Raw genomic sequence first — 21,559 nt, 5'->3', positions numbered from 1 at the left:
CATGAGCAAAGAATGGCCTTTGTGGGAAGTTTTCATCCGCAGCCAGCACGGCTTGGCGCACAAGCATGTGGGCAGCCTGCACGCTTCCGACGCCACCATGGCGGTCAACCATGCGCGCGACGTCTACACGCGCCGCAATGAAGGCGTGAGCATCTGGGTGGTGCGCGCGGCCGATATCGTCGCCAGCAGCCCCGGCGACAAGGGCGCCCTGTTCGAGCCATCGAACAGCAAGGTGTACCGCCATCCCACCTTCTTCCCGATGCCGGAAGAAGTCAAGAATCTGTGATGGGAGCGCCTGCAATGGATGACAAGGTCAATTACCTTCTGCGCCTGGGCGACAACGCCCTGATCCTCAGTCAGCAGCTGTCGCAGCTGTGCGGCAAGGGTCCCGCGCTGGAAGAGGACATGGCGCTGACCAACGTGGCGCTGGACCTGCTGGGCCAGACGCGTTTGTGGTTCAGCTATGCGGCCGAGCTGGAAAACGCGGGCCGCGACGAGGACGACATCGCCTTCCTGCGCGATGCCCACGATTTCAAGAATTGTCTGCTGGTCGAGCAGCCGAACGGCAATTACGCCGACACGATGATGCGCCAGTTCTTCTTCGACAGCTGGCACTATTTCCAGCTGCTGGAACTGACGAAATCGACGGATGCGCGCATCGTCGAGGTGGCGCAAAAGTCGATCAAGGAAGTCACGTACCACTTGCGCCGCAGCGGCGATCTTGTTGTGCGCCTCGGCGACGGCACGGCGGACAGCCACGCGAAAACGCAGGCCGCCGCCGACAAGCTGTGGATGTACACGGGCGAAATGTTCAAGTACGACGCCGTCGACCAGGCCATGGTCGCCGCCGGCATCGCACCGCCATCCGACATCCTGCGCCAGGCTTTCCTGGAACACGTGGCCGAGATCTTCGCGGAAGCGACTTTGAGCGTGCCGGCGCCCGACGCCTGGATGCAAAAAGGCGGCAAGCAGGGCACGCACACGGAACACCTGGGCTTTATTCTGGCCGAGATGCAGTTCCTGCAGCGCGCCTATCCTGGGGCGGAGTGGTAATGAACACGGCCGCGGCAGCGCTGGACGCCGCCCAGGTCTGGGCCTGGTTGGGCGACGTGCCGGACCCGGAAATCCCCGTCATTTCGGTGGTGGACCTGGGCATCGTGCGCGCCGTCGAAGTCACCGGCGGCGACGCCTGTACCGTGACGATCACGCCCACGTATTCGGGCTGCCCTGCCATGCAGGTGATCGCCGACGCCGTCACGGATGCCTTGCGCAGCCATGGCGTGGACAAGGTGACGCTGGTGAACCAGCTGGCGCCCGCCTGGACGACGGACTGGATGAGCGAGAGGGGCAAGGCCAAGCTGAAAGGCTATGGCATCGCTCCGCCGCAGCAGCAGGTGATCGACATCAGCGGTTTACGTGGTGGCGTCAAGCGCCAGGCGACGCCGAAACTGGACGTGATTTGCCCGAATTGCGGTTCCACGCATACGCAGCTGACCAGCCAGTTCGGCTCCACGCCGTGCAAGGCCCTGTACAAATGCCTGGCTTGCCGCGAACCGTTTGACTACTTCAAGTGCCACTAAAAAAATCAGGCACACGTTCCGAAGAAACTGGAGATGAAGCATGAGTAAATTTTATCCGCTGTGCGTGGCCAACGTGCGCAATGAAACGCGCGACACCATCGCCGTCACGTTCGACGTGCCGGCCGAATTGCAGCAGCAGTTCCGCTTTCAGCAGGGCCAGCACCTGACCCTGCGCGCCCATATCAATGCGGAAGACGTACGCCGCTCGTATTCCATCTGTTCTGCGGTGCAGGATGGCACCCTGCGCGTGGCCATCAAGCGCACGCCGGGCGGCGCCTTTTCCACCTGGGCGAACGACACCCTGAAAGCCGGCGCCACCATCGAGGTGATGCCGCCCATGGGCCACTTCAACGTGCCGCTCGACTGCGTCAACCGCAAGCATTACCTGGCGTTCGCGGCCGGCAGCGGCATCACGCCCATCCTCTCCATCATCAAGACGACACTGCTGACGGAGCCCCTGAGCCGTTTCACCCTGTTCTACGGTAACCGCGCTTCGTCGTCCGTCATCTTCAAGGAAGAATTGACGGACTTGAAGGATGTGTACCTGGAGCGTTTGAACCTGGTTTACGTGATGAGCCGCGAACAGCAGGACATCGAACTGTTCAACGGCCGCATCACGCAGGAAAAATGCGAACAGTTCCTGCAGCACTGGATCAAGATCGAAGACTACGACAACGCCTTCATCTGCGGCCCGGAAGACATGATGCTGGGCGTCTCCGCAGCCTTGCAGGCAGCCGGCATGCCCAAGCAGAATATCAAGATCGAGCTGTTCGCCGCCAGCATCCCGAAAAACGCCCACAAGCCGCGCGCCCAGCTGGCCGCCGATGTCGTGCAGGAAACGGAAGTGACCGTCATCCTGGATGGCAACCACACCACCTTCACGATGGACAAGGACAAGGAATCCATCCTCGACGCGGGCCTGCGGCAGGGCATCGACATGCGCTACTCGTGCAAGGGCGGCGTGTGCTCGACCTGCCGCTGCAAGATCCTCGACGGCAAGGTTGAAATGGACGTCAACTACGCGCTGGAAGACTATGAAGTGGCGCGCGGCTTTGTCCTCAGTTGCCAGAGTTTTCCGGTTACTGACAAAGTCGTGGTGGACTTTGACCAAGCCGAATAACCCAACTGCCACTGCCGGGGTCAGACCCGACGGGTCTGACCCCAGATTTCCGCTGTGGGTTGATAACTAAAATAGCGAGACGCCATGACCTACCAAAACATCCTCTTCACCATCGAGCAGGGCATCGCCACGCTCACCCTGAACCGTCCCGACAAGCTCAATAGTTTTACGCAAGCCATGCACGAGGAAGTGCGCGACGCCATCGCCAAAGTGAACGCCGACAGTACCGTGCGCGTCTTCGTACTGACGGGGGCCGGCCGCGGCTTTTGCGCAGGCCAGGATTTGTCCGACCGCGCCGTGGAACCGGGTTCGAAGGGCGTGGACCTGGGCGAGTCCGTGGAAAAGAACTATGCGCCGCTGGTGCTGGCCTTGAAGGCTTTGCCGATGCCCGTGATCTGCGCCGTCAACGGCGTGGCCGCCGGCGCGGGCGCCAACCTGGCGCTGGCGTGCGACATCGTCATCGCCGGCAAGTCGGCCAGTTTTGTCGAAGTGTTCTGCAAGCTGGGCCTGATCCCGGACACGGGCGGCACCTTCTTCCTGCCACGCCTGATCGGTTCCGCGCGCGCCATGGGCCTGGCCATGCTGGGTGAAAAACTGACGGCGGAAAAAGCGGAAGACTGGGGGTTGATCTGGAAATGCGTGGACGACGCCAATCTGCCACAAGAAGCGCGCAAGCTGGCCGTGCACTTTTCCACGGCCCCCACCAAGGGCCTGGCGTATACCAAGCAGGCGCTGGCCGCCAGCGGCGCGAATACCCTGCCGCAGCAGCTTGCGCTGGAAGCGCGCATGATGAGCGATCTCGGTAACAGCGACGATTACCGCGAAGGCGTGGCCGCCTTCATGGAAAAGCGCGCACCGCAATTCAAGGGACATTGATATGGCAGCTTTGGACAATAACAGTATCGTCGCCGTCATCGGCAGCGGCGCCATGGGCGCCGGCATCGCGCAGGTGGCCGCAGCCGCCGGCTACCGGGTCAAGCTGTATGACACGCGCTTTGACGCCGTCAGCAAGGCGCTGGCCGACATTGGCAAGATGTATGCGAAGCTGGCTGAAAAGGGCCGTATGACGCCCGACGAAGCCGCGGCCGCCACGGCGCGCCTGCAGGCGGCCGGCAGCCTGGCTGATGTGGCAGATGCTGCCTTGGTAGTGGAGGCCATCGTGGAAAACCTCGACGTCAAGCGCGGCCTGTTCGCCGAACTCGAAGCGCTGGTCAGCGACGACTGCCTCCTGGCGACGAACACCTCGTCGATTTCCGTTACGGCCATCGCGGCCAAGCTGCGCCGTCCGGAACGCCTGGTCGGCATGCACTTCTTTAATCCTGTGCCACTGATGGCGCTGGTCGAAGTGATCAGCGGGCTGGCCACCAGCGAGCAAGTCGCCGCCACCGTGTACGACACGTCGATCGCCTGGGGCAAGAACCCCGTGCATGCGAAATCGACGCCTGGCTTCATCGTCAACCGTGTCGCCCGTCCGTTTTATGCGGAAGGTTGGCGCCTCTTGAGCGAACAGGCGGGCGACGCCGCCACCATCGACGCCGTGCTGCGCGAAGCGGGCGGTTTCCGCATGGGCCCATTCGAGCTGATGGACCTGATCGGCCATGACGTCAATTTCTCGGTCACGCAATCCGTGTTCGGCGCCTATTTCAACGATCCGCGCTTTACGCCGTCCGTGCTGCAGCAGGAAATGGTCAACGCCGGTTTCCTCGGCCGTAAATCGGGCCGCGGTTTTTACCTGTACGGCGAAGGGGCCGCTGCCCCCGTGGCGCAGGCGGAAGGCGCGCAAGCGAAGCCGGAATTCGTTGCCCTGTCGGCCGCCATCGGCGGCGATGGCCGTGGCCACAGCGGCATCATCCGCAGTCTGGTGCAGCGCCTGGAGCAGGCCGGCATCACCGTCAGCCGCCGCGTGACGCAGGAAGGCCAGTCGCATGACGAGGCACCCGCCCTGCATTGCCATGGCGCCGCGATTTATCTGACCGATGGCCGCAGCGCCACCCAGCGCGCGCACGACAACCAGCATCCGGACACGGTGCTGTTTGACCTGGCGCTCGATTACGCCAATGCCATGCGCATCGCCGTGGCCCGCGCCGACCAGTGCAGCGATGCGGCCTACGCGGCCGTCGTTGGCCTCTTCCAGGCGGCCGGTTTCATCGTCACGCGCCTGGACGACGTGCCTGGCCTGGCCGTCATGCGCACGGTGGCCATGCTGGCCAACGAGGCGGCCGACGCCGTCAACCAGGGCGTGTGCACGGTGGCTGCCGTCGATATCGCCATGCAGAAGGGCGTCAACTATCCGTGCGGACCGCTGGCCTGGGCCGATGCCGTCGGCGTCCAGCACATCGTGACCGTGCTGCACCACCTGGCGCAGGGCTATGGCGAGGACCGTTACCGCGTCTCGCCGCTGCTGCGCCGCAAACTCGCCAATGGAGCACAGTTTCATGCATAAGGAAGACCATATCCACGCTGCCCAGGCTTTGGCCGAAGCGGCCGCCGCCTCCATGCTGTCGCGCGATAACGCCACCGCCGCCATGGGCATCGCCCTGGCCGACGTGGGCCCCGGTCATGCCCGCATGACGATGACGGTGCGCGCAGACATGCTCAATGGCCACCAGACCTGCCATGGCGGTTTTATCTTTGCCCTGGCCGATAGCGCCTTCGCGTTTGCCTGCAACAGCTACAACCTGAACACCGTGGGCGCCGGCTGCACCATCGATTATCTGGCACCGGGCCGGGAAGGCGACGTGCTGACGGCGCACGCCGTCGAACAGGCGCTGGCGGGCAAGAGCGGCGTCTATGACGTCAAGGTCAGCAACCAGGAAGGGCGCGCCATCGCGCTCTTCCGCGGCAAGTCGATTCGCGTGGCGGGTGAAGTCATCAGCAATTGAAGTTACAAGAGCAGGCTTGAACTGCCGGAACGAATTACATAGTTATAGAACCGAATCAGGAGACAGAGATGGTCCAGAGAACCCCAGCACCGAATGACCTCGAACCGATCGAGCGCGCCAGCAAGGATGAACTGCAGGCGCTGCAGCTCGAACGCATGAAATGGACGCTCAAGCACGCGTATGACAACGTGCCCCATTACCGCGCCGCTTTCGACGAAGCGGGCGTGCATCCGGACGACCTGAAATCGCTGTCCGATCTGGCCAAATTCCCGTTCACCGATAAAAAGGTCTTGCGCGACAATTACCCGTTTGGCCTGTTCGCCGTGCCGCGCGAGCAAGTGGTGCGCATTCACGCGTCCAGCGGCACCACGGGCAAGGCCACGGTGGTCGGCTACACGCAGAACGATATCGATACCTGGGCCAACGTGGTGGCGCGCTCGATCCGCGCCGGCGGCGGCCGCGCCGGCGACATGGTGCATATCTCCTACGGCTACGGCCTGTTCACGGGAGGCCTGGGCGCGCACTACGGCGCCGAGCGTCTGGGTTGCACGGTCATTCCGATGTCAGGCGGGCAGACGGAAAAGCAGGTGCAACTGATCCAGGATTTCAAGCCATCGATCATCATGGTTACGCCATCGTACATGCTCAACATCATCGAGGAATTCACGCGCCAGGGTCTCGATCCGGCCGAGTCCTCGCTGAAGGTGGGCATCTTCGGCGCCGAGCCGTGGACAGATGCGATGCGCTCGGAAATCGAAGCGCGCGCCGGCATCGACGCCGTCGATATCTACGGCCTGTCCGAAGTGATGGGCCCTGGCGTGGCGTCCGAATGCATCGAGAGCAAGGACGGTCCCGTCATCTGGGAAGACCATTTTTATCCGGAGATCATCGATCCGGAAACGGGTGAAGTGCTGCCGGACGGCGAAGAGGGCGAGCTGGTGTTTACCTCGCTGTCGAAGGAAGCGCTGCCCATCATCCGCTACCGCACGCGCGACCTGACCCGCTTGCTGCCGCCGACCTCGCGCTCGATGCGTCGCATCGGCAAGATCACGGGCCGCTCGGACGACATGCTGATCATTCGCGGCGTGAACGTCTTCCCCACGCAGATCGAAGAGCTGATCCTGAAAATGCCGAAGCTGGCGCCGCAATACCAGCTGGTGGTCACGCGCGACGGCCACCTCGACAAGCTGGAAGTGGTGGCCGAATTGCGCATCGACCTGACGTCCACGATCTCGGCCAGCGAAACGGACGCGCTGGCGCGCGAGCTGGAACACCGTATCAAGACGCACGTCGGCGTGAGCACGTGCGTGCGCCTGGTGGCCGCGGCCGGCATCGAACGCACCTTGACGGGCAAGGCCCGCCGCGTGGTCGACCAGCGCCCGAAGATCTTCTCCTGATAGCACGAACAAGGAACCAGACATGAATGACGCTTTTATCTGTGACGCCGTACGCACTCCCTTTGGCCGCTATGGCGGCGCGCTGTCCAGCGTGCGCGCGGATGACCTGGGCGCGCTGCCGATTGCCGCGCTGATCGCCCGCAACCCCTCCGTCGACTGGTCCGCCATCGACGACGTATTTTACGGCTGCGCCAACCAGGCGGGCGAGGACAACCGTAATGTGGGCCGCATGGCTGCGCTGCTGGCCGGCTTGCCGGCGGCAGTACCGGCCAATACCATCAACCGCCTGTGCGGTTCCAGCCTGGACGCTGTCGGCATGGCTGCCCGTTCCATCAAGGCGGGCGAGGCAGAACTGATCATCGCCGGTGGCGTGGAAAGCATGACGCGCGCGCCTTTCGTGATGGGCAAGGCAGACAGCGCGTTCTCGCGCGCGGCGAAAATCGAGGACACGACCCTGGGCTGGCGCTTCGTGAACGGCAAGATGAAGGCGCAGTACGGCATCGACACCATGCCGGAAACGGCGGAAAACGTGGCCGTGGAATTTGGCATCAGCCGCGCCGACCAGGATGCGCTCGCCTTGCGCAGCCAGCAGCGCTGGGCCGCCGCCCACGCGGCCGGCGTGTTCGAGCGCGAAATCGTGCCCGTCGCCGTGCCGCAAAAAAAGGGTGATCCGAAGATGGTCACCAGCGACGAACATCCGCGTCCGGACACCTCGCTGGAAATGCTGGCAAAGCTCAAGGGCGTGGTCAAGCCGGACGGCACGGTCACGGCCGGCAATGCCTCGGGCTTGAACGATGGCGCCTGCGCCATCTTGCTGGCGTCCGCCGCCGCCATCGACAAATACAAACTGACGCCGCGCGCAAAGGTGCTGGGCATGGCCACGGCCGGGCTGGCGCCGCGCATCATGGGCTTCGGCCCTTCGCCTGCTTCGCGCAAGGTGCTGGCGCAGACGGGATTGACCATCGAGCAGATGGACGTCATCGAACTCAATGAAGCGTTTGCCGCGCAGGCGCTGGCCGTCACGCGCGACCTGGGCCTGGCGGACGACGCGGCTCACGTGAATCCGAATGGCGGCGCGATCGCCATTGGCCACCCGCTGGGCGCATCGGGAGCGCGCCTGGTGATGGCGGCATTGAATCAGCTGGAACGCACGGGCGGGCGCTATGCGCTGTGCACCATGTGCATCGGCGTGGGGCAGGGTATTGCTGTAGTAATTGAGCGCGTATAAAAAGTAAAAACAAAAAAGGCGCAGGCTTGCAAAAAAGCGCCAACCATACATTGACCGTAGTGCCAACCTGGTGGAGACCACAATGATTGCCAATATCTTCAAGAAAACCCTGATCGCCGGCGTGCTGGCCATGTCCGCCGCGGGCGCGTATGCGGCCGATAACATCAAGATCGGCTCCGTGCTGTCCGTCACGGGTCCAGCCGCCTTCCTGGGCGACCCGGAACTGAAAACCCTGCAGCTGTACATCGAGAAGATCAACGCGGCCGGCGGTGTGCTGGGACGCAAGCTGGAACTGGTGCACTACGATGACGGCAGCGACGCGGCCAAGGCCAACGGTTTTACCAAGCGCCTGATCGAGTCGGACAAGGTCGACGTGTTGATCGGCGGCACCACCACGGGCGCGACGATGGCGATGGCGCCGCTGGTGGATCGCGCCAGCATGCCGTTCATTTCGCTGGCTGGTGCCGTTGTCATCATCGATCCGGTCAAGAAATGGGTGTTCAAGACGCCGCACACGGATCGCATGGCGGCCGAGAAGGTGTTCGAGGACATGAAGAAGCGCGGCATCAGCAAGGTGGGCCTGCTGTCGGAAACGAGCGGCTTTGGCGCCTCGGGCCGCAAGGAATCGCAGATCGTCGCCTCCAAATACGGCATCACCCTGGTGGCCGATGAAACCTACGGCCCGAAAGACACGGACATCACGGCGCAGCTCACGCGCATCAAGAACACCGCCGGCGTGCAAGCCGTGTTCGTCTTCGGCCTGGGCCAGGGCCCGGCCGTCGTGACCAAGAACTATGGCCAGCTGGGCATGGCCGCGCTGCCGCTGTACCAGTCGCACGGCGTGGCGTCGGACGAATACCTGAAATTGTCGGGCAAGGCCGCCGAAGGCGTGCGCCTGCCGACGCCAGCCCTGCTGATCGGCGCCATGCTGCCTGACAGCGACGCGCAGAAGGCCGTCGTCGTCGGCTACGACAAGACGTATAAAGACCGCTACAAGATCGACCCGTCGACCTTTGGCGGCTATGCGCTCGACGCCCTGAACCTGTCGGTGGACGCCATCAAGCGCGCCGGCGGCACGGACCGCGAAAAAGTGCGGGCAGCGCTGGAGCAGACCAAGGGTTTTGTCGGTACCACCGGCGTGTTTAACATGTCGGCCAAGGACCACATGGGCCTGGACCTGTCGGCTTTCCGCATGGTCGAAGTGAAGAATGGCGAATGGCAATTGTCTAAATAAGTTCGAGAAGGTAAGCCAGAAGTACCCGCGCGGGCCACCCTCGAAGGCGGTTCGCGCGCAGCCGAACATAATGGAGACACCATGGAAGTCGCTCAATTTCTACAATTTCTGTATTCCGGGATGACGGTCGGTTCCGCCTACGCGCTGGCGGCGCTGGGCTTTACCATCATCTACAACACCAGCGGCGTGATCAATTTCGCCCAGGGCGAATTCATCATGCTGGGCGGGATGCTGGCCGCCGTGATGTCGGCTGCCGGCGTGCCGCTGCCGCTGGCCATCATCCTGGCCGTCATCGCCACCGGTATCGTGGGCCTGTTGATGGAAAAAACCGTGATCGAACCGGCGCAAAATGCGCAGGTCATCACGCTCCTGATCATCACCATCGGCGCCTCCCTCGTGCTGCGCGGCCTGGTGCAAATCTGGCTGGGCAAGGATACGCATTCGCTGCCGGCCTTTTCCGGCGATGCGCCGATCGAATTCCTGGGCGCCAGCCTGCTACCGCAAAGCCTGTGGGTGCTGGGCGTCACGGTGGTCATCGTGCTGGTGCTGGGCTGGTTCTTTGGCCGCACCCTGATGGGCAAGGCCATGCTGGCCACTTCGCACAACAAGCTGGCGGCACAACTGGTGGGCATCAACACGCGCAAGGTGCTGCTGTTCTCGTTCGGCCTGTCGGCCTTGCTGGGTGCTGCCGGCGGCATCCTCGTTGCACCGATCACCTACACCTCATATGACGCTGGCATCATGCTGGGCCTGAAAGGCTTTGTCGCCGCTGTCCTCGGTGGCCTGGGCGGCGGCGCCGGTGCGATTGCCGGTGGCCTGATCCTCGGCATCGCCGAAGCCATGACGGCCGGCTACATCTCGTCGGCCTACAAGGACGCGGTGCCCTTTGTGCTGATTTTATTGATCCTGTTCTTCCTGCCGCAAGGCTTGTTTGGCGCTAAAAATTCGGAGCGTGTATGACCAACTTTTTCACACGCTCGCGCCACGGCGGCTTGTTGTTGCTGGCCCTGGTGCTGGCCATCCTGCCCCTGTTCCTGACTAACGCGTTCTACTATGACGTGGCGATCCGCATCGCCCTGAACGCCATCGTCGTCATCGGCCTGAATCTGCTGATGGGCTACACGGGCCAGATCAGCCTCGGTCATGCCGGTTTCTATGGCCTGGGCGCGTATGCGTCGGCCGTGCTGACCACGCACTACAACTGGCCGCCGCTGGCCGCGCTGGCGGCGGGCGCCGTCGCCACCGGCCTGCTGGCGCTGTTGCTGGCGCGCCCCGTGTTGAAACTCAAGGGCCATACCCTGGCCATGGCGACGCTGGGCCTGGGCATCATCATTTCCATCGTTATCAACAACGAGACGCAGTGGACGGGTGGCCCGGACGGCATCGGCGTGTCCGCCTTCACGGTGGCCGGCCTGGAAATCGCCGGCGAGAAATCGTGGTACCTGGTGTGTGCCGTACTCCTGTTGCTGGTCACATGGCTGGCCCTGAACCTGATCGATTCGCCCGTCGGCCGCGCGCTGCAGGCCATTCACGGCTCGGAAGTGGCGGCCCGCGTGGTGGGTGTCGACACGACCCGCTTCAAGGTGCGCGTGTTCGTGCTGTCGGCGGTGATTGCCAGCATCGCGGGCAGCATCAGTGCCCACTACATCGGCTTCATCACGCCCAACCTGGCCGGTTTCTTCCACTCGATCGAGCTGGTGACGATGGTGGTGGTGGGCGGCATGGCGTCGATCTTCGGCTCCATCATCGGCGCGGCCTTGCTGACCATCTTGCCGCAATTGCTGTCCAGCTTTGAAGGCTGGGAAACGGTGGTGTTTGGCGTGATCCTGATGGCGACCATGATTTTCATGCCGAAAGGCCTGGTACCCAGCCTGGCCAGCCGTTCGCGCAAGCGGGCAGCCGTGCCGAAGGCGCCCGTCAAACCCGTGCAGGAGGTGTGACATGCTGACGATTAACAACTTGAGCAAAAGCTTTGGCGGCGTGCACGCGGTGCAGGATGTCAGCTTCACGGTCAAGGAAGGCAATATCCACTCCGTGATCGGGCCGAATGGCGCAGGCAAGACGACCCTGTTCAACCTGATCACGGGCGTCTACACGCCGAGCAAGGGCGAGATATTGCTCAATGGCGAGAACGTGGCTGCCATGCCGCCCGATGCGCTGGCGCGGCGCGGCATGAGCCGCACCTTCCAGAATCTGCAAGTGTGCATGAACATGACGGCCATCGACAACGTGATGGTGGGTGCGCATTTGCGCTTGAACCAGAACCTGTTCGCCTCCATGCTGCGCCTGCCGTCCGTGCGCCGCGCGGACGCGGCTTGCCGCGACGAGGCAGCCGGCCTGATGGAGTTTGTCGGCGTGGGCCGGCATATCGACGACGAGGCAGGGCAGATGTCGTATGGCGCCTTGAAACGCCTGGAAATCGCGCGCGCGCTGGCGGCCAAGCCGAAAGTGCTGTTGCTCGATGAACCGGCCGCGGGCCTGAACCACACGGAAACGGGCGAAATCGAAGCCCTGATCCGCAAGGTGGCGCAATCGGGGGTGACGGTGGTGCTGGTCGAGCATGACATGAAACTGGTGATGAATCTGTCGGACCATATCCTGGTGCTCGACTATGGCAAGAAGCTGGCCGAAGGGACTGCCGCCGAAGTGCGCGCGAATCCCGACGTGGTGGCGGCATATCTGGGAGTGGCGGCATGATGCAAAATGAAATTCAGGCTCCGCTGGTGCTCGACATCCAGGGATTGACCAGCCACTATGGCCGCATCCAGGCCCTGCACGGCATCGACCTGCAGGTACACCAGGGCCAGCTTGTGGCGCTGGTGGGTGCCAATGGCGCCGGCAAGACGACCCTGTTGCGGGCGATATCCGGCGTGCAGCCGATCAGCGCCGGCAGCATCGCCTTCGCCGGCCAGGATGTGAGCCGCATGAGCGCCGACAGGCGCGTGCGCAGCGGTATCTGCCAGGTGCCGGAAGGACGGCAAGTGTTCGGCCCCATGACGGTGGAAGACAATCTGCGCCTGGGCGCCTTCACGCGCCCGCCGCAGGACGTGGCGGGCGACATGGAGCGCATGTATAGCCTGTTCCCGATCCTGAAGGAAAAGCGCCTGCTGCTGGCCGGGACCTTGTCGGGCGGACAGCAGCAGATGCTGGCCATGGCGCGCGCGCTGATGGGCCGCCCGCAACTGCTGCTGCTCGACGAACCGAGCATGGGCCTGGCGCCGCTCCTGATCGCGGAAATCTTCCGAATCGTGGCCGAATTGCGCGACCAGGGCATCACAATCTTCCTCGTCGAGCAGAACGCGCATGCGGCCCTGTCGATCGCCGACGTGGGCTACGTGATCGAGACGGGCGCCATCACGCTGTCCGGTCCAGGCCCTGAATTGCTGCATAACGAACAGGTACAAAGCGCCTATCTGGGCATGTAAGGAGTCTGTATGGTCAAAGTGTATGAAATCAACGGCGTCACCCCCGTCGTCCACCCCAGCGCCTATGTGCACCCGTCGGCAGTGCTGATCGGCGACGTGATCGTCGGCCCGCGCTGCTATATCGGCCCGCTGGCCTCGATCCGCGGCGACTTCGGCCGCTTGATCCTGGAAGAGGGCGCGAACCTGCAGGACACCTGCGTCATGCACGGTTTTCCCGGCTGCGACACGGTGGTCGAAGTCGACGGCCATATCGGCCACGGCGCCGTGCTGCATGGCTGCCGCATCGGCCGCAATGCGCTCGTCGGCATGAACGCGGTGGTGATGGATAACGCCATCATCGGCGAGGAGTCCATCGTCGCGGCCATGAGTTTTGTGAAGGCGGGCATGATTGTCGCGCCGCGCAGCATGGTGGTGGGCACGCCCGCCAAGATCATCCGCGCGCTGACCGACGATGAAATCAAATGGAAAAGCTCGGGCACGGGCCAGTATCACGAACTGGCCGTGCGCTCGATGCACACGATGCGCGAAGTGGAAGCCCTGACGGAAGTCGAAGCGAACCGCCAACGCCTCAATTTCGAATCGGCCTTGCCGCTGCATTTGCACAAGAACGCCGCAGCGCAGTAAAAACCAACATAGGAGTAAACCACATGGCTCAAATATCTACCCTGCAAAGCCTGATCGCCGGCCGCTGGCTGGGCGAAAGCGCCGCCGTGCCCCTGCACAGCGCCTTGAACAACCGCGTCATCTATCACACGCATGCGGAAAAGATCGACTTCGACGAAGCCGTCACGTATGCGCGCAAGACGGGTGTGCCCGGTCTGATGGCGCTGGACTTCCAGCAGCGCGCCGCCCGCCTGAAGGCACTGGCGCTGTACCTGGTCGAGCGCAAGGAAGAGTTGTACGCGATCTCGCACCTGTCGGGCGCCACGCGCGCCGACAGCTGGGTCGATATCGAAGGCGGAACGGGCACCCTGTTCGCCTACGCCAGCATGGGCAGCAATGAACTGCCGTCGTCGAACGTGCTGCATGAAGGCCCGGCTATCGCGCTGGGCAAGAAGGGCGGTTTCGCCGGTACGCACATCCTGGTGCCGCGCGGCGGCCTGGCCGTGCACATCAACGCCTTCAACTTCCCCATCTGGGGCTTGCTGGAAAAATTCGCCCCGAGCTTCCTGGCGGCCATGCCCTGCATCGCTAAGCCTGCCACGGCGACGAGCTACCTGACGCAGGCCGTCGTGCGCATGATGCACGAATCGGGCTTGCTGCCGGCCGGCAGCCTGCAATTGGTGATCGGTTCCACGGGCGACTTGCTGGACCGCTTGAATGGCCAGGATTTCGTCACCTTCACGGGATCGGCCGCCACAGCCGCCAAGTTGCGCACCAATCCGAACCTGATCGCCCAGTCCGTACCGTTCAACGGCGAAGCCGATTCGCTCAACTGCGCCATCCTGGCGCCGGACGTCACGCCGGACGACGTGGAATTCGACCTCTTCGTCAAGGAAGTCGTGCGCGAGATGACGGGCAAGTCGGGCCAGAAGTGCACGGCCATCCGCCGCATCATCGTGCCGGAGCACCTGATGGACGCAGTCGGCACGCGCTTGCGCGAGCGCCTGGCCAAGGTGGTGGTGGGCGACCCGTCCATCGACGGTGTGCGCATGGGCGCACTGGCATCGAAAGAGCAGCAGAATGATGTGGCCGAGCGTGTCGCCACCCTGTCGCAGGGCAGCGAGGTGGTGTTCGGCGCGGCTGACGGTTTCAATCCGCTCGGTGATGGTGCGCAGGATGGCAGTTTCTTCTCGCCGACCCTGCTGCTGTGCCGCGACGCCTTCGGCAATGATGCCGTGCATGACGTGGAAGCGTTTGGCCCCGTCAGCACCATGATGGGTTACAAGGAGATCGACGAGGCGCTGGCCCTGGCCGCGCGCGGCAAGGGTAGCCTGGTGAGCACCTTGGTGACGCGCGATCCGAAGATCGCCGCGCACGTGGTGCCGCAAGTGGCGGCCACGCATGGCCGCGTGCACGTGCTCGAGCGCGTGGCTTCCGTCGATTCGACGGGCCATGGCTCGCCCCTGCCGCAGTTGAAGCACGGCGGTCCTGGCCGCGCGGGCGGCGGCGAAGAGCTGGGCGGCGTGCGCGCTGTGCGCCACTACCTGCAACGGGCGGCCGTGCAAGGTTCGCCGACCATGCTGGCGGCCATCACGGGTGAGTACGTGCGCGGCGCGGACGTCAATGAAAGCCCGATCCACCCGTTCCGCAAGCATTTCGAGGATTTGAAGACGGGCGACTCGCTGCTCACGCACCGCCGCACCGTCAGCGAAGCGGACATCGTCGCCTTCGGCGGCATCTCGGGCGACTTCTTCTACATGCACTTCGACGAAATCGCGGCCAAGGAGTCGCAGTTCGGCAAGCGCATCGCCCACGGCTACTTCGTGCTGTCGGCGGCCGCCGGCCTGTTCGTCTCGCCCGGCGTGGGCCCCGTGCTGGCCAACTACGGCCTGGACAACCTGCGCTTCGTCGCGCCCGTCGCCATCGGCGACACCATCCGCGCCCGCCTGACGTGCAAGCGCAAGGTCGACCGCAACCGCAAGGACGTGTTTGGCGTAGGACAGGGCGTGGTGGCGTGGGACGTGCAGGTGACGAACCAGAATGAAGAACTGGTGGCCAGCTACGACATCCTGACCCTGGTGTCGAAGCGCGAATAAGACAGCTTGCCGTGCGGGTGCCCTGCCCGGATGGCGCACCTGCACGGTTGCTGCAGGTGCGTTATCAGAAAAGTTGTTGAAAGAGAGTAAATTTAAATTTCCTGTTAGAAAAGTGAGTATTGGACAGTATTGTTGTATTCTTACTAGCTATGATGGCATTCCGTTATCAGCACGTCACTCTTAACTGAATGCCCATGTCCCTCCGCCATATGCTGAACAGTGTTTGCCTGTCCCTTGCGTTATGTTCTTGCGCGGTACAGCAAACGCCGGCAGTAATCTCCCTCGTTCCTGCAGGTGACAGCGTTGAACGTACGCTGGCCTCTGCGCTCGAAATTCAGCTGAACACGGGTTACCACCGTACCTTGAAGGCCGGGAGCCACTGGAGACAGATTGGCAGCGTGCCGCAAGGCGCAGTCTACAAGCCTTACCTGGATGTGTTTACGATCGAGGGGGCGCATATCCATGAAGCGTACCTGGTTGTTGAAAGTGCCATGCTGGTCGGATTTTATCTTCCTGCCGAACGCAGTTATGTCAGCCTGAATCAGCGGAAGTCCATTCTTTTCAACTAAACAGGAAACCATGAAACTCGTGAAACTTGCCCTGATTGGTGCCGTTGTCGCCTTGACCGGTTGTGCCGCCAGCGGTCCCAAGTTCTCTGCCATGCAGGCATCGACGCCAACGCTGAATGCAGACCAGGGCCGTATTTATTTCTACCGTACTAGCAGCATGTTTGGTGCGGCGCTCCAGCCGGCGGTAATGATGGATGGCTCGGAAGTGGGGAAATCCCAGCCAGGCGGATATTTTTACGTGGATGCTGCCACCGGCAGTCATGAAGCCAGCACCTCGACCGAGGCGACCAATAAGGTCAGCTTTGTCCTGGAAAAGGGCGAGGTCAAGTATGTGCGTACGTCGCCGGCGATCGGCCTGCTGGTTGGCCGCGTCGTGCCGGAACTGGTGAACGCGGACGAGGCGACGAAGGAGTTGCCGGAACTGAGCTACACGGGCAAAGCCCAATAAGAATCACCGGGCTTGCCAGCCCCGGCGCCGCCCGCACTGTTTTGCGTGGCGGCGTTTTTTTATGTCGGAGCCAGGAAAATCAGCGATATCGGTCCATCAGTTTCTATTCCGATGAATTATCCATAAGTGTATGAAAAGTATAGTGAAAGTGTGGTTTTGCACGGCGTGCTATTTAGATAAACCCCTCTAGAACGCGTGCTTTTTCCTTGAAAACGGGCGAATTCGCTCATTGCCTCCAGAAAACTTTCCAACGTAAAACCTTTTCTCTGTAGCATGGTTTTACTCACTGGTCACGCCGCCATGCACGCCCAAGGCGATGGCGGCGCGAAAAAAACGGACCCGGCCTTTCACGGCCGGTGAGCCATCGACCTCGAGTCCACTCCACGATTAATGTTCACCGCTACGGGTATTTAATTACTATGAATAAACACGTCCTGATTTTCCTGTTGGCCATGCCTCTGGCCATCAGCCATGCCTATGCCGAAGAGGCCACCGGCCCCGCCGTCAAGATCAGCGGTTACGGCACTGCTGCCCTGACCATGGCCGATACCGACAACGCGCAGTTTGCGCGCCCGAATCAGGCTGCCGGCGCTGGCCGCACGGCCCGCACGGGTGTCGATTCCAACCTGGGACTGCAAGCCAATGTCACCGTCAATCCCTGGCTGTCGGCCACCGTGCAGGGCCTGGCGCGCAAGGATGGCGAGGACGATTTCGGCGCCGAACTGGCCTGGGCCTTTGCCAAGGCCAAGGTGTCGGACAGCTTCAGTGTGCGCGTCGGCCGCATGGGTCTGCCCGTCTTCATGATTTCCGATTACCGCAACGTAGGCTATGCCAACACCATGCTGCGCCCGTCCGGCGAAATGTATTCGCAGGTTCCCCTGAACAGCATCGATGGCATCGACGGTACCTATCAGTTCAGCGCGGGCGATACCAGCATCATCATGCAGCTGGCGCTGGGCCGCACCAAGGCCACCCTGGCCACTGGTCCCGATTCGACCGTGCAGGTGGAAGGCAAGTCCATCGTCGCCCTCAACGTGGTGGTCGAGCATGGCCCCGTCACCGTGCGCTTCGGCCGTGCCGAAACCAAGCTGACGATCAACGATTCACCGAGCCTGAACACCTTGATGGGCAGCTTGCGCGCGGCCGGCAGCGGCTACCGGATCGCCCAGCTAGGTGCCCTGGCCGATGCGCTGGAAGTCAAGGACAAGAAGGCGTCGTTCACGTCCGTGGGCCTGGGCCTGGACTGGAACAATGTCCTGGTGCAGTCCGAATATGCGAAGCGCAAGACGGACAGCTATGTCAGCGACAGCACCTCGTGGTACGTGATGGGCGGCTACCGTATCGGCGCCTTTTTGCCGTACTACAGCCACGCCAGCCTGAAGGCCGATGGCCGCGTGAACAACACCGTGCCCGCATCCTGCCCTGCCGGCTATCCGGCCGCCTGCACGCCGACCCTGCGCGCCCTGTCGACTGGCGTCGACACCCTCGCGTATATGCGCAACCAGCTCGAGCAATCGACGGACAGCATCGGCGTGCGCTGGGACTTCCACCGTTCGGCCGCGCTGAAGGTGCAGATCGACCGCATCAAGCCGAAGAATGGCCCGGGTCTGTTCGTGCAAGCCAAGCCGGGTTTCCATGGCCCCGTCACGGTGGCTGCCGCCGCCATCGATTTCGTTTTCTAAGGAGCGCCGCATGAAACCATTGATCTTGAATGTGGCTGCCTTGCTGGCGCTGTCGACCGCTGTTCCCGCCATGGCCGAAGTGGTTGTGGTGGTCAATCCGAAGAGCGCAGCCGGCGCCATGACGAACGAACAGGTGGCGCAGTTTTTCCTCGGTAAATCGACGGCCATGACGCCGATCGACCAACCGGAAAGCGCCCCCGTGCGCGCCGAGTTCTACAAGAAGGTGACGGACAAGGAGCCATCGCAAGCGAAGGCCCTGTGGTCCAAACTGGTCTTCACGGGCAAGGCGACCTTGCCGAAGGAAGTGGCCAATAGCGCGGACGTGAAGAAGGCTGTCGCCGCCGATCCGAAAGCCATCGGCTATATCGAAAAGAGTGCCGTCGACGGCACCGTCAAAGTGGTGCTGACGGCGCCATAAAGCCGGTTCGGGCCGCGCGCCATGCGGCGGCCCGATAATTCATCAAAATCAGGAGACAGCAATGAGCATCAAACGCAAGATATGGGCGCTGCCTGTCGTCTCGGCCGTGATTTTCGGGCTGGGGCTGGCCGTCAGCGCCTATTTGTCCACGGCCACGCTCAATTCCATCCACGCCACTGAAAGCGCCGACTATCCTGTGCTTGACATGGCCAAGTCGCTGACCCTGGACGTGGCCGCCGTCGGCGACGCCCTGCGCGATGCCGTCAGCGAAGGTGACAAGGAGCGTATCGGGCAAGTCGGCGGCCAGGCCGTCAAGCTGCGCGCCAAGCTGGAGGCCTTTGCGGCGATCCCCGGCCAGCGCGAACAGGGCCAGCGCCTGGCCAAGGAATTCGATGCCTATTATGCACCGGCGCTGAGCGCTGCGCGCATCATGTTGGAAATGGAGGAGGGTGACCCGCAAGCGACCGTGGCGCGCATGCAGGGTGCGCTGGCGGTGCTCAACACGGACCTGGCAAAGACCAACGAACAGGCGCAAATACAGTTCAAGCAGGGCATCGAACGCAGCGCGGCCAATGTGCGCAATGCGCTCAATACCAGTATCGCGGTGGCGCTGGCCGTCATCGTCTGCCTGGTGGCCGTGTCGCATTTCGTCGTGCGCGCCATCTGGCAGCAACTGGGTGGTGAACCCGAATACGCGCGTCAGATCGCGCGCGCCGTGGCCGATGGCGACCTCTCGATGAACATCGTGACCGAGGTGGGCGACCAGAGCAGCTTGCTGGCGGCGCTGAAGGACATGCGCGCCAAGCTCGGTGGCATGGTCTCGGACATCAAGGCATCGGCTGAAACCATCCAGGTGGCCAGTGCCGAGATCGCCCAGGGCAATGCGGACCTGGCCGCGCGCACGGAATCGCAGGCGGGCAGCCTGGATCAGACAGCGCGCAGCATGGACAGCCTGACCGCCACCGTGCGCGACAACGCCGCCAACGCGGGCCAGGCGCATGAACTGGTGGTGTCGGCATCGTCGGTTGCCGTGAAGGGTGGGCAAGTGGTCAGCCAGGTGGTCACCACGATGGGCGAGATCAACGATTCATCCAGACGCATTGTCGACATCATCGGCGTCATCGACGGCATCGCCTTCCAGACGAATATCCTGGCCCTGAATGCGGCCGTGGAAGCGGCGCGCGCGGGCGAACAGGGACGCGGCTTTGCCGTGGTGGCGTCCGAGGTGCGCAACCTGGCGCAGCGCAGCGCGGCAGCGGCACGCGAAATCAAGCAATTGATCGGCGATTCGGTGGCCAAGGTCAACGAGGGTTCGAAGCTGGTCGACGAGGCGGGGCTGACCATGGGGCAGATAGTCGATTCCGTGAAAAAGGTGGCCGACATCATGGCCGAGATCAGCGCCGCAAGCCAGGCGCAAAGCGCCGGCATCGGCGATATCGGCGTGGCCATCGGCAGCATGGATCAAATGACGCAGCAAAATTCCGCGCTGGTGGAAGAAGCATCGGCGGCGGCCGAATCGCTGCAGGAACAGGCCGTGCAACTGGGTACGGCGCTGGCTGTGTTCAAGCTGGCGCAGGGAAGCGCGCCGGCGATGACCACCGTGCCAGCGGCACGGCGGCTGGCGTTGACGAAGGCGGCTTAAATCTTCAGCCCGAACGGATCGTCGATGCTGTGCGCTGGTTCGGTGAACCAGCGCGGGCCGTTTTCCGTCATGTAAAAATGGTCTTCGTGGCGGATGCCGAATTCGCCGGGGATACAGATCATCGGCTCGTTCGAGAAGCACATGCCGACGTCCAGCGGCGTCGTGTCATTGCCCACCAGGTAAGGCCACTCGTGGATATCGAGGCCGATGCCGTGGCCCGTGCGGTGCGGCAGGCCGGGCAGCTTGTAGCCGGGGCCAAAGCCGTCCGCTTCCAGCGAGACGCGCGCCGCGCGGTCCACGTCGCCGCAGGGTACGCCCAGCTGCGCGGCGGCGAATGCGGCTGCCTGCGCGGCCTTTTCGCTGTTCCACACGCTGCGCTGGCGTTCGCTGATGGCGCCAAAAACATAGGTACGCGTGATGTCGGAGATGTAGTTCATCACCTGGCAGCCCGTGTCGATCAGCACCGTGTCGCCCGCTTTCAAAGTCTGCACATAGTTCACGCCATGCGGATAGGCGGTCGCTTCGCCGAACAGCACGATGCAGAAATACGAGCGGGGCGCGCCCACCTTGCGGTGCGCGCGCTGGATGAATTCTTCCACTTCCACCGTCGTGATGCCTTCATACAGCATGCTGGCCGTGGCTACGTGCACGGCCAGGGTCATGTCCATCACGCGCTGCATCAGGGCGATTTCGGCCGGCGACTTGCGGCTGCGGCAGTATGCCGTCACGGTGCGCGCGTTTTCCAGTGCGTAGCCGGGGGCCAGCGGCCGGATGCCGTCGTAGATGAAGAAGGCGGCGCTTTCGCAGATGCCCACGCGCGGCGGCGCGGCCGCATCCTGGGCTATGTCCATGCGCGCCAGCGCGTCGACGAACAGCTGGTACGGGCTTTCATGCTCTTCCCAGCAATTGACCTTGCCCTCGATGACCATGAAGCCCGTCAGGGTGCTTTCTTCGAAGGCGGGGGCGATGTACTCGAGCTCTCCGCTGGCCGGCAGGATGGCGCCCACCATGCGTTCGCTGGCATACCACTTGGTGCCCGTGAAATAGGTGAGGTTGGCGCCCGCGTTCAGGTAGATCGCGGCGATGCCCTGTTTGCGCATGAAGGCTTGCGCCTTGGCGATGCGCTGCGCATGTTCGTCCTTACCGATGGCGACCATGCCGGACGTCATGTCCGACAGCGATGCCAATGCTTGTTCGATGGAAGTGCCACCTATGCTCATGCCTGCTCCTTTGTT

General features: G+C 62.9%; 22 protein-coding genes. 21 read left to right on the top strand and 1 reads right to left on the bottom strand.

All coding sequences use genetic code 11. The features are described 5' to 3' along the window. Position 1: 1 nt before the first annotated feature. From paaB to O0879_RS16140, 21 genes are all read left to right on the top strand, one after another. Positions 2-286 (top strand): 1,2-phenylacetyl-CoA epoxidase subunit PaaB, encoded by a 285-nt coding sequence (paaB, locus tag O0879_RS16240; protein ID WP_034746356.1) that lies wholly within the window; start codon positions 2-4, stop codon positions 284-286. A gap of 14 nt (positions 287-300) precedes the next feature. Continuing rightward, positions 301-1,053 (top strand): 1,2-phenylacetyl-CoA epoxidase subunit PaaC, encoded by a 753-nt coding sequence (gene paaC, locus O0879_RS16235; RefSeq protein WP_251350330.1) that lies wholly within the window; start codon positions 301-303, stop codon positions 1,051-1,053. Further along, positions 1,053-1,580 (top strand): 1,2-phenylacetyl-CoA epoxidase subunit PaaD, encoded by a 528-nt coding sequence (gene paaD, locus O0879_RS16230; protein ID WP_289917450.1) that lies wholly within the window; start codon positions 1,053-1,055, stop codon positions 1,578-1,580. The genes paaC and paaD overlap by 1 nt, the downstream gene beginning before the upstream one ends. 40 nt (positions 1,581-1,620) lie before the next feature. Further along, positions 1,621-2,700 (top strand): 1,2-phenylacetyl-CoA epoxidase subunit PaaE, encoded by a 1,080-nt coding sequence (gene paaE, locus O0879_RS16225; protein WP_289917448.1) that lies wholly within the window; start codon positions 1,621-1,623, stop codon positions 2,698-2,700. An 84-nt stretch (positions 2,701-2,784) separates the two neighbouring features. Further along, positions 2,785-3,576: a 2-(1,2-epoxy-1,2-dihydrophenyl)acetyl-CoA isomerase PaaG gene (paaG, locus tag O0879_RS16220; protein ID WP_289917446.1), complete on the top strand. Its 792-nt coding sequence runs from the start codon at positions 2,785-2,787 to the stop codon at positions 3,574-3,576. 1 nt (position 3,577) lies between these two features. Next, complete coding sequence (paaH, locus tag O0879_RS16215; protein WP_289917444.1) at positions 3,578-5,143, top strand: 3-hydroxyacyl-CoA dehydrogenase PaaH; 1,566 nt, start codon at positions 3,578-3,580, stop codon at positions 5,141-5,143. Continuing rightward, positions 5,136-5,582, top strand: coding sequence for a hydroxyphenylacetyl-CoA thioesterase PaaI (gene paaI / locus O0879_RS16210; protein WP_289900227.1), 447 nt, complete (start codon positions 5,136-5,138; stop codon positions 5,580-5,582). The genes paaH and paaI overlap by 8 nt, the downstream gene beginning before the upstream one ends. Positions 5,583-5,650: 68 nt before the next feature. Further along, on the top strand, positions 5,651-6,979 hold the full coding sequence (paaK, locus tag O0879_RS16205) for a phenylacetate--CoA ligase PaaK (protein ID WP_289917442.1): 1,329 nt from the start codon (positions 5,651-5,653) through the stop codon (positions 6,977-6,979). A 22-nt stretch (positions 6,980-7,001) separates the two neighbouring features. Continuing rightward, a complete protein-coding gene (gene pcaF, locus O0879_RS16200; protein ID WP_289917441.1) occupies positions 7,002-8,207 on the top strand; it encodes a 3-oxoadipyl-CoA thiolase in 1,206 nt (401 codons plus the stop codon). A gap of 82 nt (positions 8,208-8,289) precedes the next feature. Further along, on the top strand, positions 8,290-9,441 hold the full coding sequence (locus tag O0879_RS16195; protein WP_289917439.1) for an ABC transporter substrate-binding protein: 1,152 nt from the start codon (positions 8,290-8,292) through the stop codon (positions 9,439-9,441). Positions 9,442-9,522: 81 nt separating this feature from the next. Next, positions 9,523-10,401, top strand: coding sequence for a branched-chain amino acid ABC transporter permease (locus tag O0879_RS16190; RefSeq protein ID WP_034780386.1), 879 nt, complete (start codon positions 9,523-9,525; stop codon positions 10,399-10,401). Beyond that, positions 10,398-11,381, top strand: a complete 984-nt coding sequence (locus O0879_RS16185; protein ID WP_289917437.1) for a branched-chain amino acid ABC transporter permease — start codon at positions 10,398-10,400, stop codon at positions 11,379-11,381. The genes O0879_RS16190 and O0879_RS16185 overlap by 4 nt, the downstream gene beginning before the upstream one ends. A 1-nt stretch (position 11,382) precedes the next feature. After that, positions 11,383-12,138, top strand: a complete 756-nt coding sequence (locus O0879_RS16180) for an ABC transporter ATP-binding protein (protein ID WP_070254576.1) — start codon at positions 11,383-11,385, stop codon at positions 12,136-12,138. Continuing rightward, entirely contained in the window at positions 12,138-12,866 is a 729-nt protein-coding gene (locus tag O0879_RS16175) for an ABC transporter ATP-binding protein (RefSeq protein WP_289917895.1), read from the top strand. Before O0879_RS16180 ends, O0879_RS16175 begins: the two co-directional genes overlap by 1 nt. 9 nt (positions 12,867-12,875) lie before the next feature. Beyond that, positions 12,876-13,490: a phenylacetic acid degradation protein PaaY gene (paaY, locus tag O0879_RS16170; protein WP_289903419.1), complete on the top strand. Its 615-nt coding sequence runs from the start codon at positions 12,876-12,878 to the stop codon at positions 13,488-13,490. Positions 13,491-13,513: 23 nt separating this feature from the next. After that, the gene (gene paaZ / locus O0879_RS16165) at positions 13,514-15,565 is read left to right on the top strand and encodes a phenylacetic acid degradation bifunctional protein PaaZ (RefSeq protein WP_289917434.1); all 2,052 of its coding nucleotides are present in this window, start codon (positions 13,514-13,516) and stop codon (positions 15,563-15,565) included. Positions 15,566-15,759: 194 nt separating this feature from the next. After that, positions 15,760-16,134, top strand: a complete 375-nt coding sequence (locus O0879_RS16160; RefSeq protein ID WP_289917432.1) for a hypothetical protein — start codon at positions 15,760-15,762, stop codon at positions 16,132-16,134. A gap of 10 nt (positions 16,135-16,144) precedes the next feature. Continuing rightward, complete coding sequence (locus tag O0879_RS16155; RefSeq protein WP_289917429.1) at positions 16,145-16,582, top strand: DUF2846 domain-containing protein; 438 nt, start codon at positions 16,145-16,147, stop codon at positions 16,580-16,582. A 419-nt stretch (positions 16,583-17,001) separates the two neighbouring features. Next, the gene (locus O0879_RS16150; RefSeq protein WP_289917427.1) at positions 17,002-18,264 is read left to right on the top strand and encodes a hypothetical protein; all 1,263 of its coding nucleotides are present in this window, start codon (positions 17,002-17,004) and stop codon (positions 18,262-18,264) included. Between the two features lie 10 nt (positions 18,265-18,274). Next, positions 18,275-18,682 carry a hypothetical protein gene (locus O0879_RS16145; protein ID WP_289917425.1) on the top strand — a complete coding sequence of 136 codons (408 nt, stop codon included), beginning with the start codon at positions 18,275-18,277 and terminating at the stop codon, positions 18,680-18,682. A 61-nt stretch (positions 18,683-18,743) separates the two neighbouring features. Continuing rightward, positions 18,744-20,324: a methyl-accepting chemotaxis protein gene (locus tag O0879_RS16140; protein ID WP_289917423.1), complete on the top strand. Its 1,581-nt coding sequence runs from the start codon at positions 18,744-18,746 to the stop codon at positions 20,322-20,324. Here O0879_RS16140 and O0879_RS16135 read toward each other — a convergent pair. After that, positions 20,321-21,544: a Xaa-Pro peptidase family protein gene (locus tag O0879_RS16135; RefSeq protein ID WP_289917421.1), complete on the bottom strand. Its 1,224-nt coding sequence runs from the start codon at positions 21,542-21,544 to the stop codon at positions 20,321-20,323. The two genes, O0879_RS16140 and O0879_RS16135, sit on opposite strands and share 4 nt — an antisense overlap. Positions 21,545-21,559 lie beyond the last annotated feature (15 nt).

The organism is Janthinobacterium sp. SUN120 (genome assembly GCF_030397735.1).
Taxonomy (GTDB): domain Bacteria; phylum Pseudomonadota; class Gammaproteobacteria; order Burkholderiales; family Burkholderiaceae_D; genus Janthinobacterium; species Janthinobacterium kumbetense.
Note: the sequence above shows the minus strand (reverse complement) of the source record. Positions and strands in the feature narration are given on the sequence as shown.

Excerpts from the sequence above, each read along its gene's own strand:
- paaD (WP_289917450.1), top strand. The coding sequence starts at position 1,053 with ATGAACACGGCCGCGGCAGCGCTGGACGCCGCCCAGGTCTGGGCCTGG.
- pcaF (WP_289917441.1), top strand. The coding sequence starts at position 7,002 with ATGAATGACGCTTTTATCTGTGACGCCGTACGCACTCCCTTTGGCCGC.
- O0879_RS16185 (WP_289917437.1), top strand. The coding sequence starts at position 10,398 with ATGACCAACTTTTTCACACGCTCGCGCCACGGCGGCTTGTTGTTGCTG.
- O0879_RS16175 (WP_289917895.1), top strand. The coding sequence starts at position 12,138 with ATGCAAAATGAAATTCAGGCTCCGCTGGTGCTCGACATCCAGGGATTG.
- paaC (WP_251350330.1), top strand. The coding sequence starts at position 301 with ATGGATGACAAGGTCAATTACCTTCTGCGCCTGGGCGACAACGCCCTG.
- O0879_RS16155 (WP_289917429.1), top strand. The coding sequence starts at position 16,145 with ATGAAACTCGTGAAACTTGCCCTGATTGGTGCCGTTGTCGCCTTGACC.
- paaY (WP_289903419.1), top strand. The coding sequence starts at position 12,876 with ATGGTCAAAGTGTATGAAATCAACGGCGTCACCCCCGTCGTCCACCCC.
- O0879_RS16145 (WP_289917425.1), top strand. The coding sequence starts at position 18,275 with ATGAAACCATTGATCTTGAATGTGGCTGCCTTGCTGGCGCTGTCGACC.
- paaZ (WP_289917434.1), top strand. The coding sequence starts at position 13,514 with ATGGCTCAAATATCTACCCTGCAAAGCCTGATCGCCGGCCGCTGGCTG.
- paaI (WP_289900227.1), top strand. The coding sequence starts at position 5,136 with ATGCATAAGGAAGACCATATCCACGCTGCCCAGGCTTTGGCCGAAGCG.
- paaK (WP_289917442.1), top strand. The coding sequence starts at position 5,651 with ATGGTCCAGAGAACCCCAGCACCGAATGACCTCGAACCGATCGAGCGC.
- O0879_RS16160 (WP_289917432.1), top strand. The coding sequence starts at position 15,760 with ATGTCCCTCCGCCATATGCTGAACAGTGTTTGCCTGTCCCTTGCGTTA.
- paaB (WP_034746356.1), top strand. The coding sequence starts at position 2 with ATGAGCAAAGAATGGCCTTTGTGGGAAGTTTTCATCCGCAGCCAGCAC.
- O0879_RS16190 (WP_034780386.1), top strand. The coding sequence starts at position 9,523 with ATGGAAGTCGCTCAATTTCTACAATTTCTGTATTCCGGGATGACGGTC.
- O0879_RS16140 (WP_289917423.1), top strand. The coding sequence starts at position 18,744 with ATGAGCATCAAACGCAAGATATGGGCGCTGCCTGTCGTCTCGGCCGTG.
- O0879_RS16135 (WP_289917421.1), bottom strand. The coding sequence starts at position 21,544 with ATGAGCATAGGTGGCACTTCCATCGAACAAGCATTGGCATCGCTGTCG.
- O0879_RS16180 (WP_070254576.1), top strand. The coding sequence starts at position 11,383 with ATGCTGACGATTAACAACTTGAGCAAAAGCTTTGGCGGCGTGCACGCG.
- paaG (WP_289917446.1), top strand. The coding sequence starts at position 2,785 with ATGACCTACCAAAACATCCTCTTCACCATCGAGCAGGGCATCGCCACG.
- O0879_RS16150 (WP_289917427.1), top strand. The coding sequence starts at position 17,002 with ATGAATAAACACGTCCTGATTTTCCTGTTGGCCATGCCTCTGGCCATC.
- paaE (WP_289917448.1), top strand. The coding sequence starts at position 1,621 with ATGAGTAAATTTTATCCGCTGTGCGTGGCCAACGTGCGCAATGAAACG.
- paaH (WP_289917444.1), top strand. The coding sequence starts at position 3,578 with ATGGCAGCTTTGGACAATAACAGTATCGTCGCCGTCATCGGCAGCGGC.
- O0879_RS16195 (WP_289917439.1), top strand. The coding sequence starts at position 8,290 with ATGATTGCCAATATCTTCAAGAAAACCCTGATCGCCGGCGTGCTGGCC.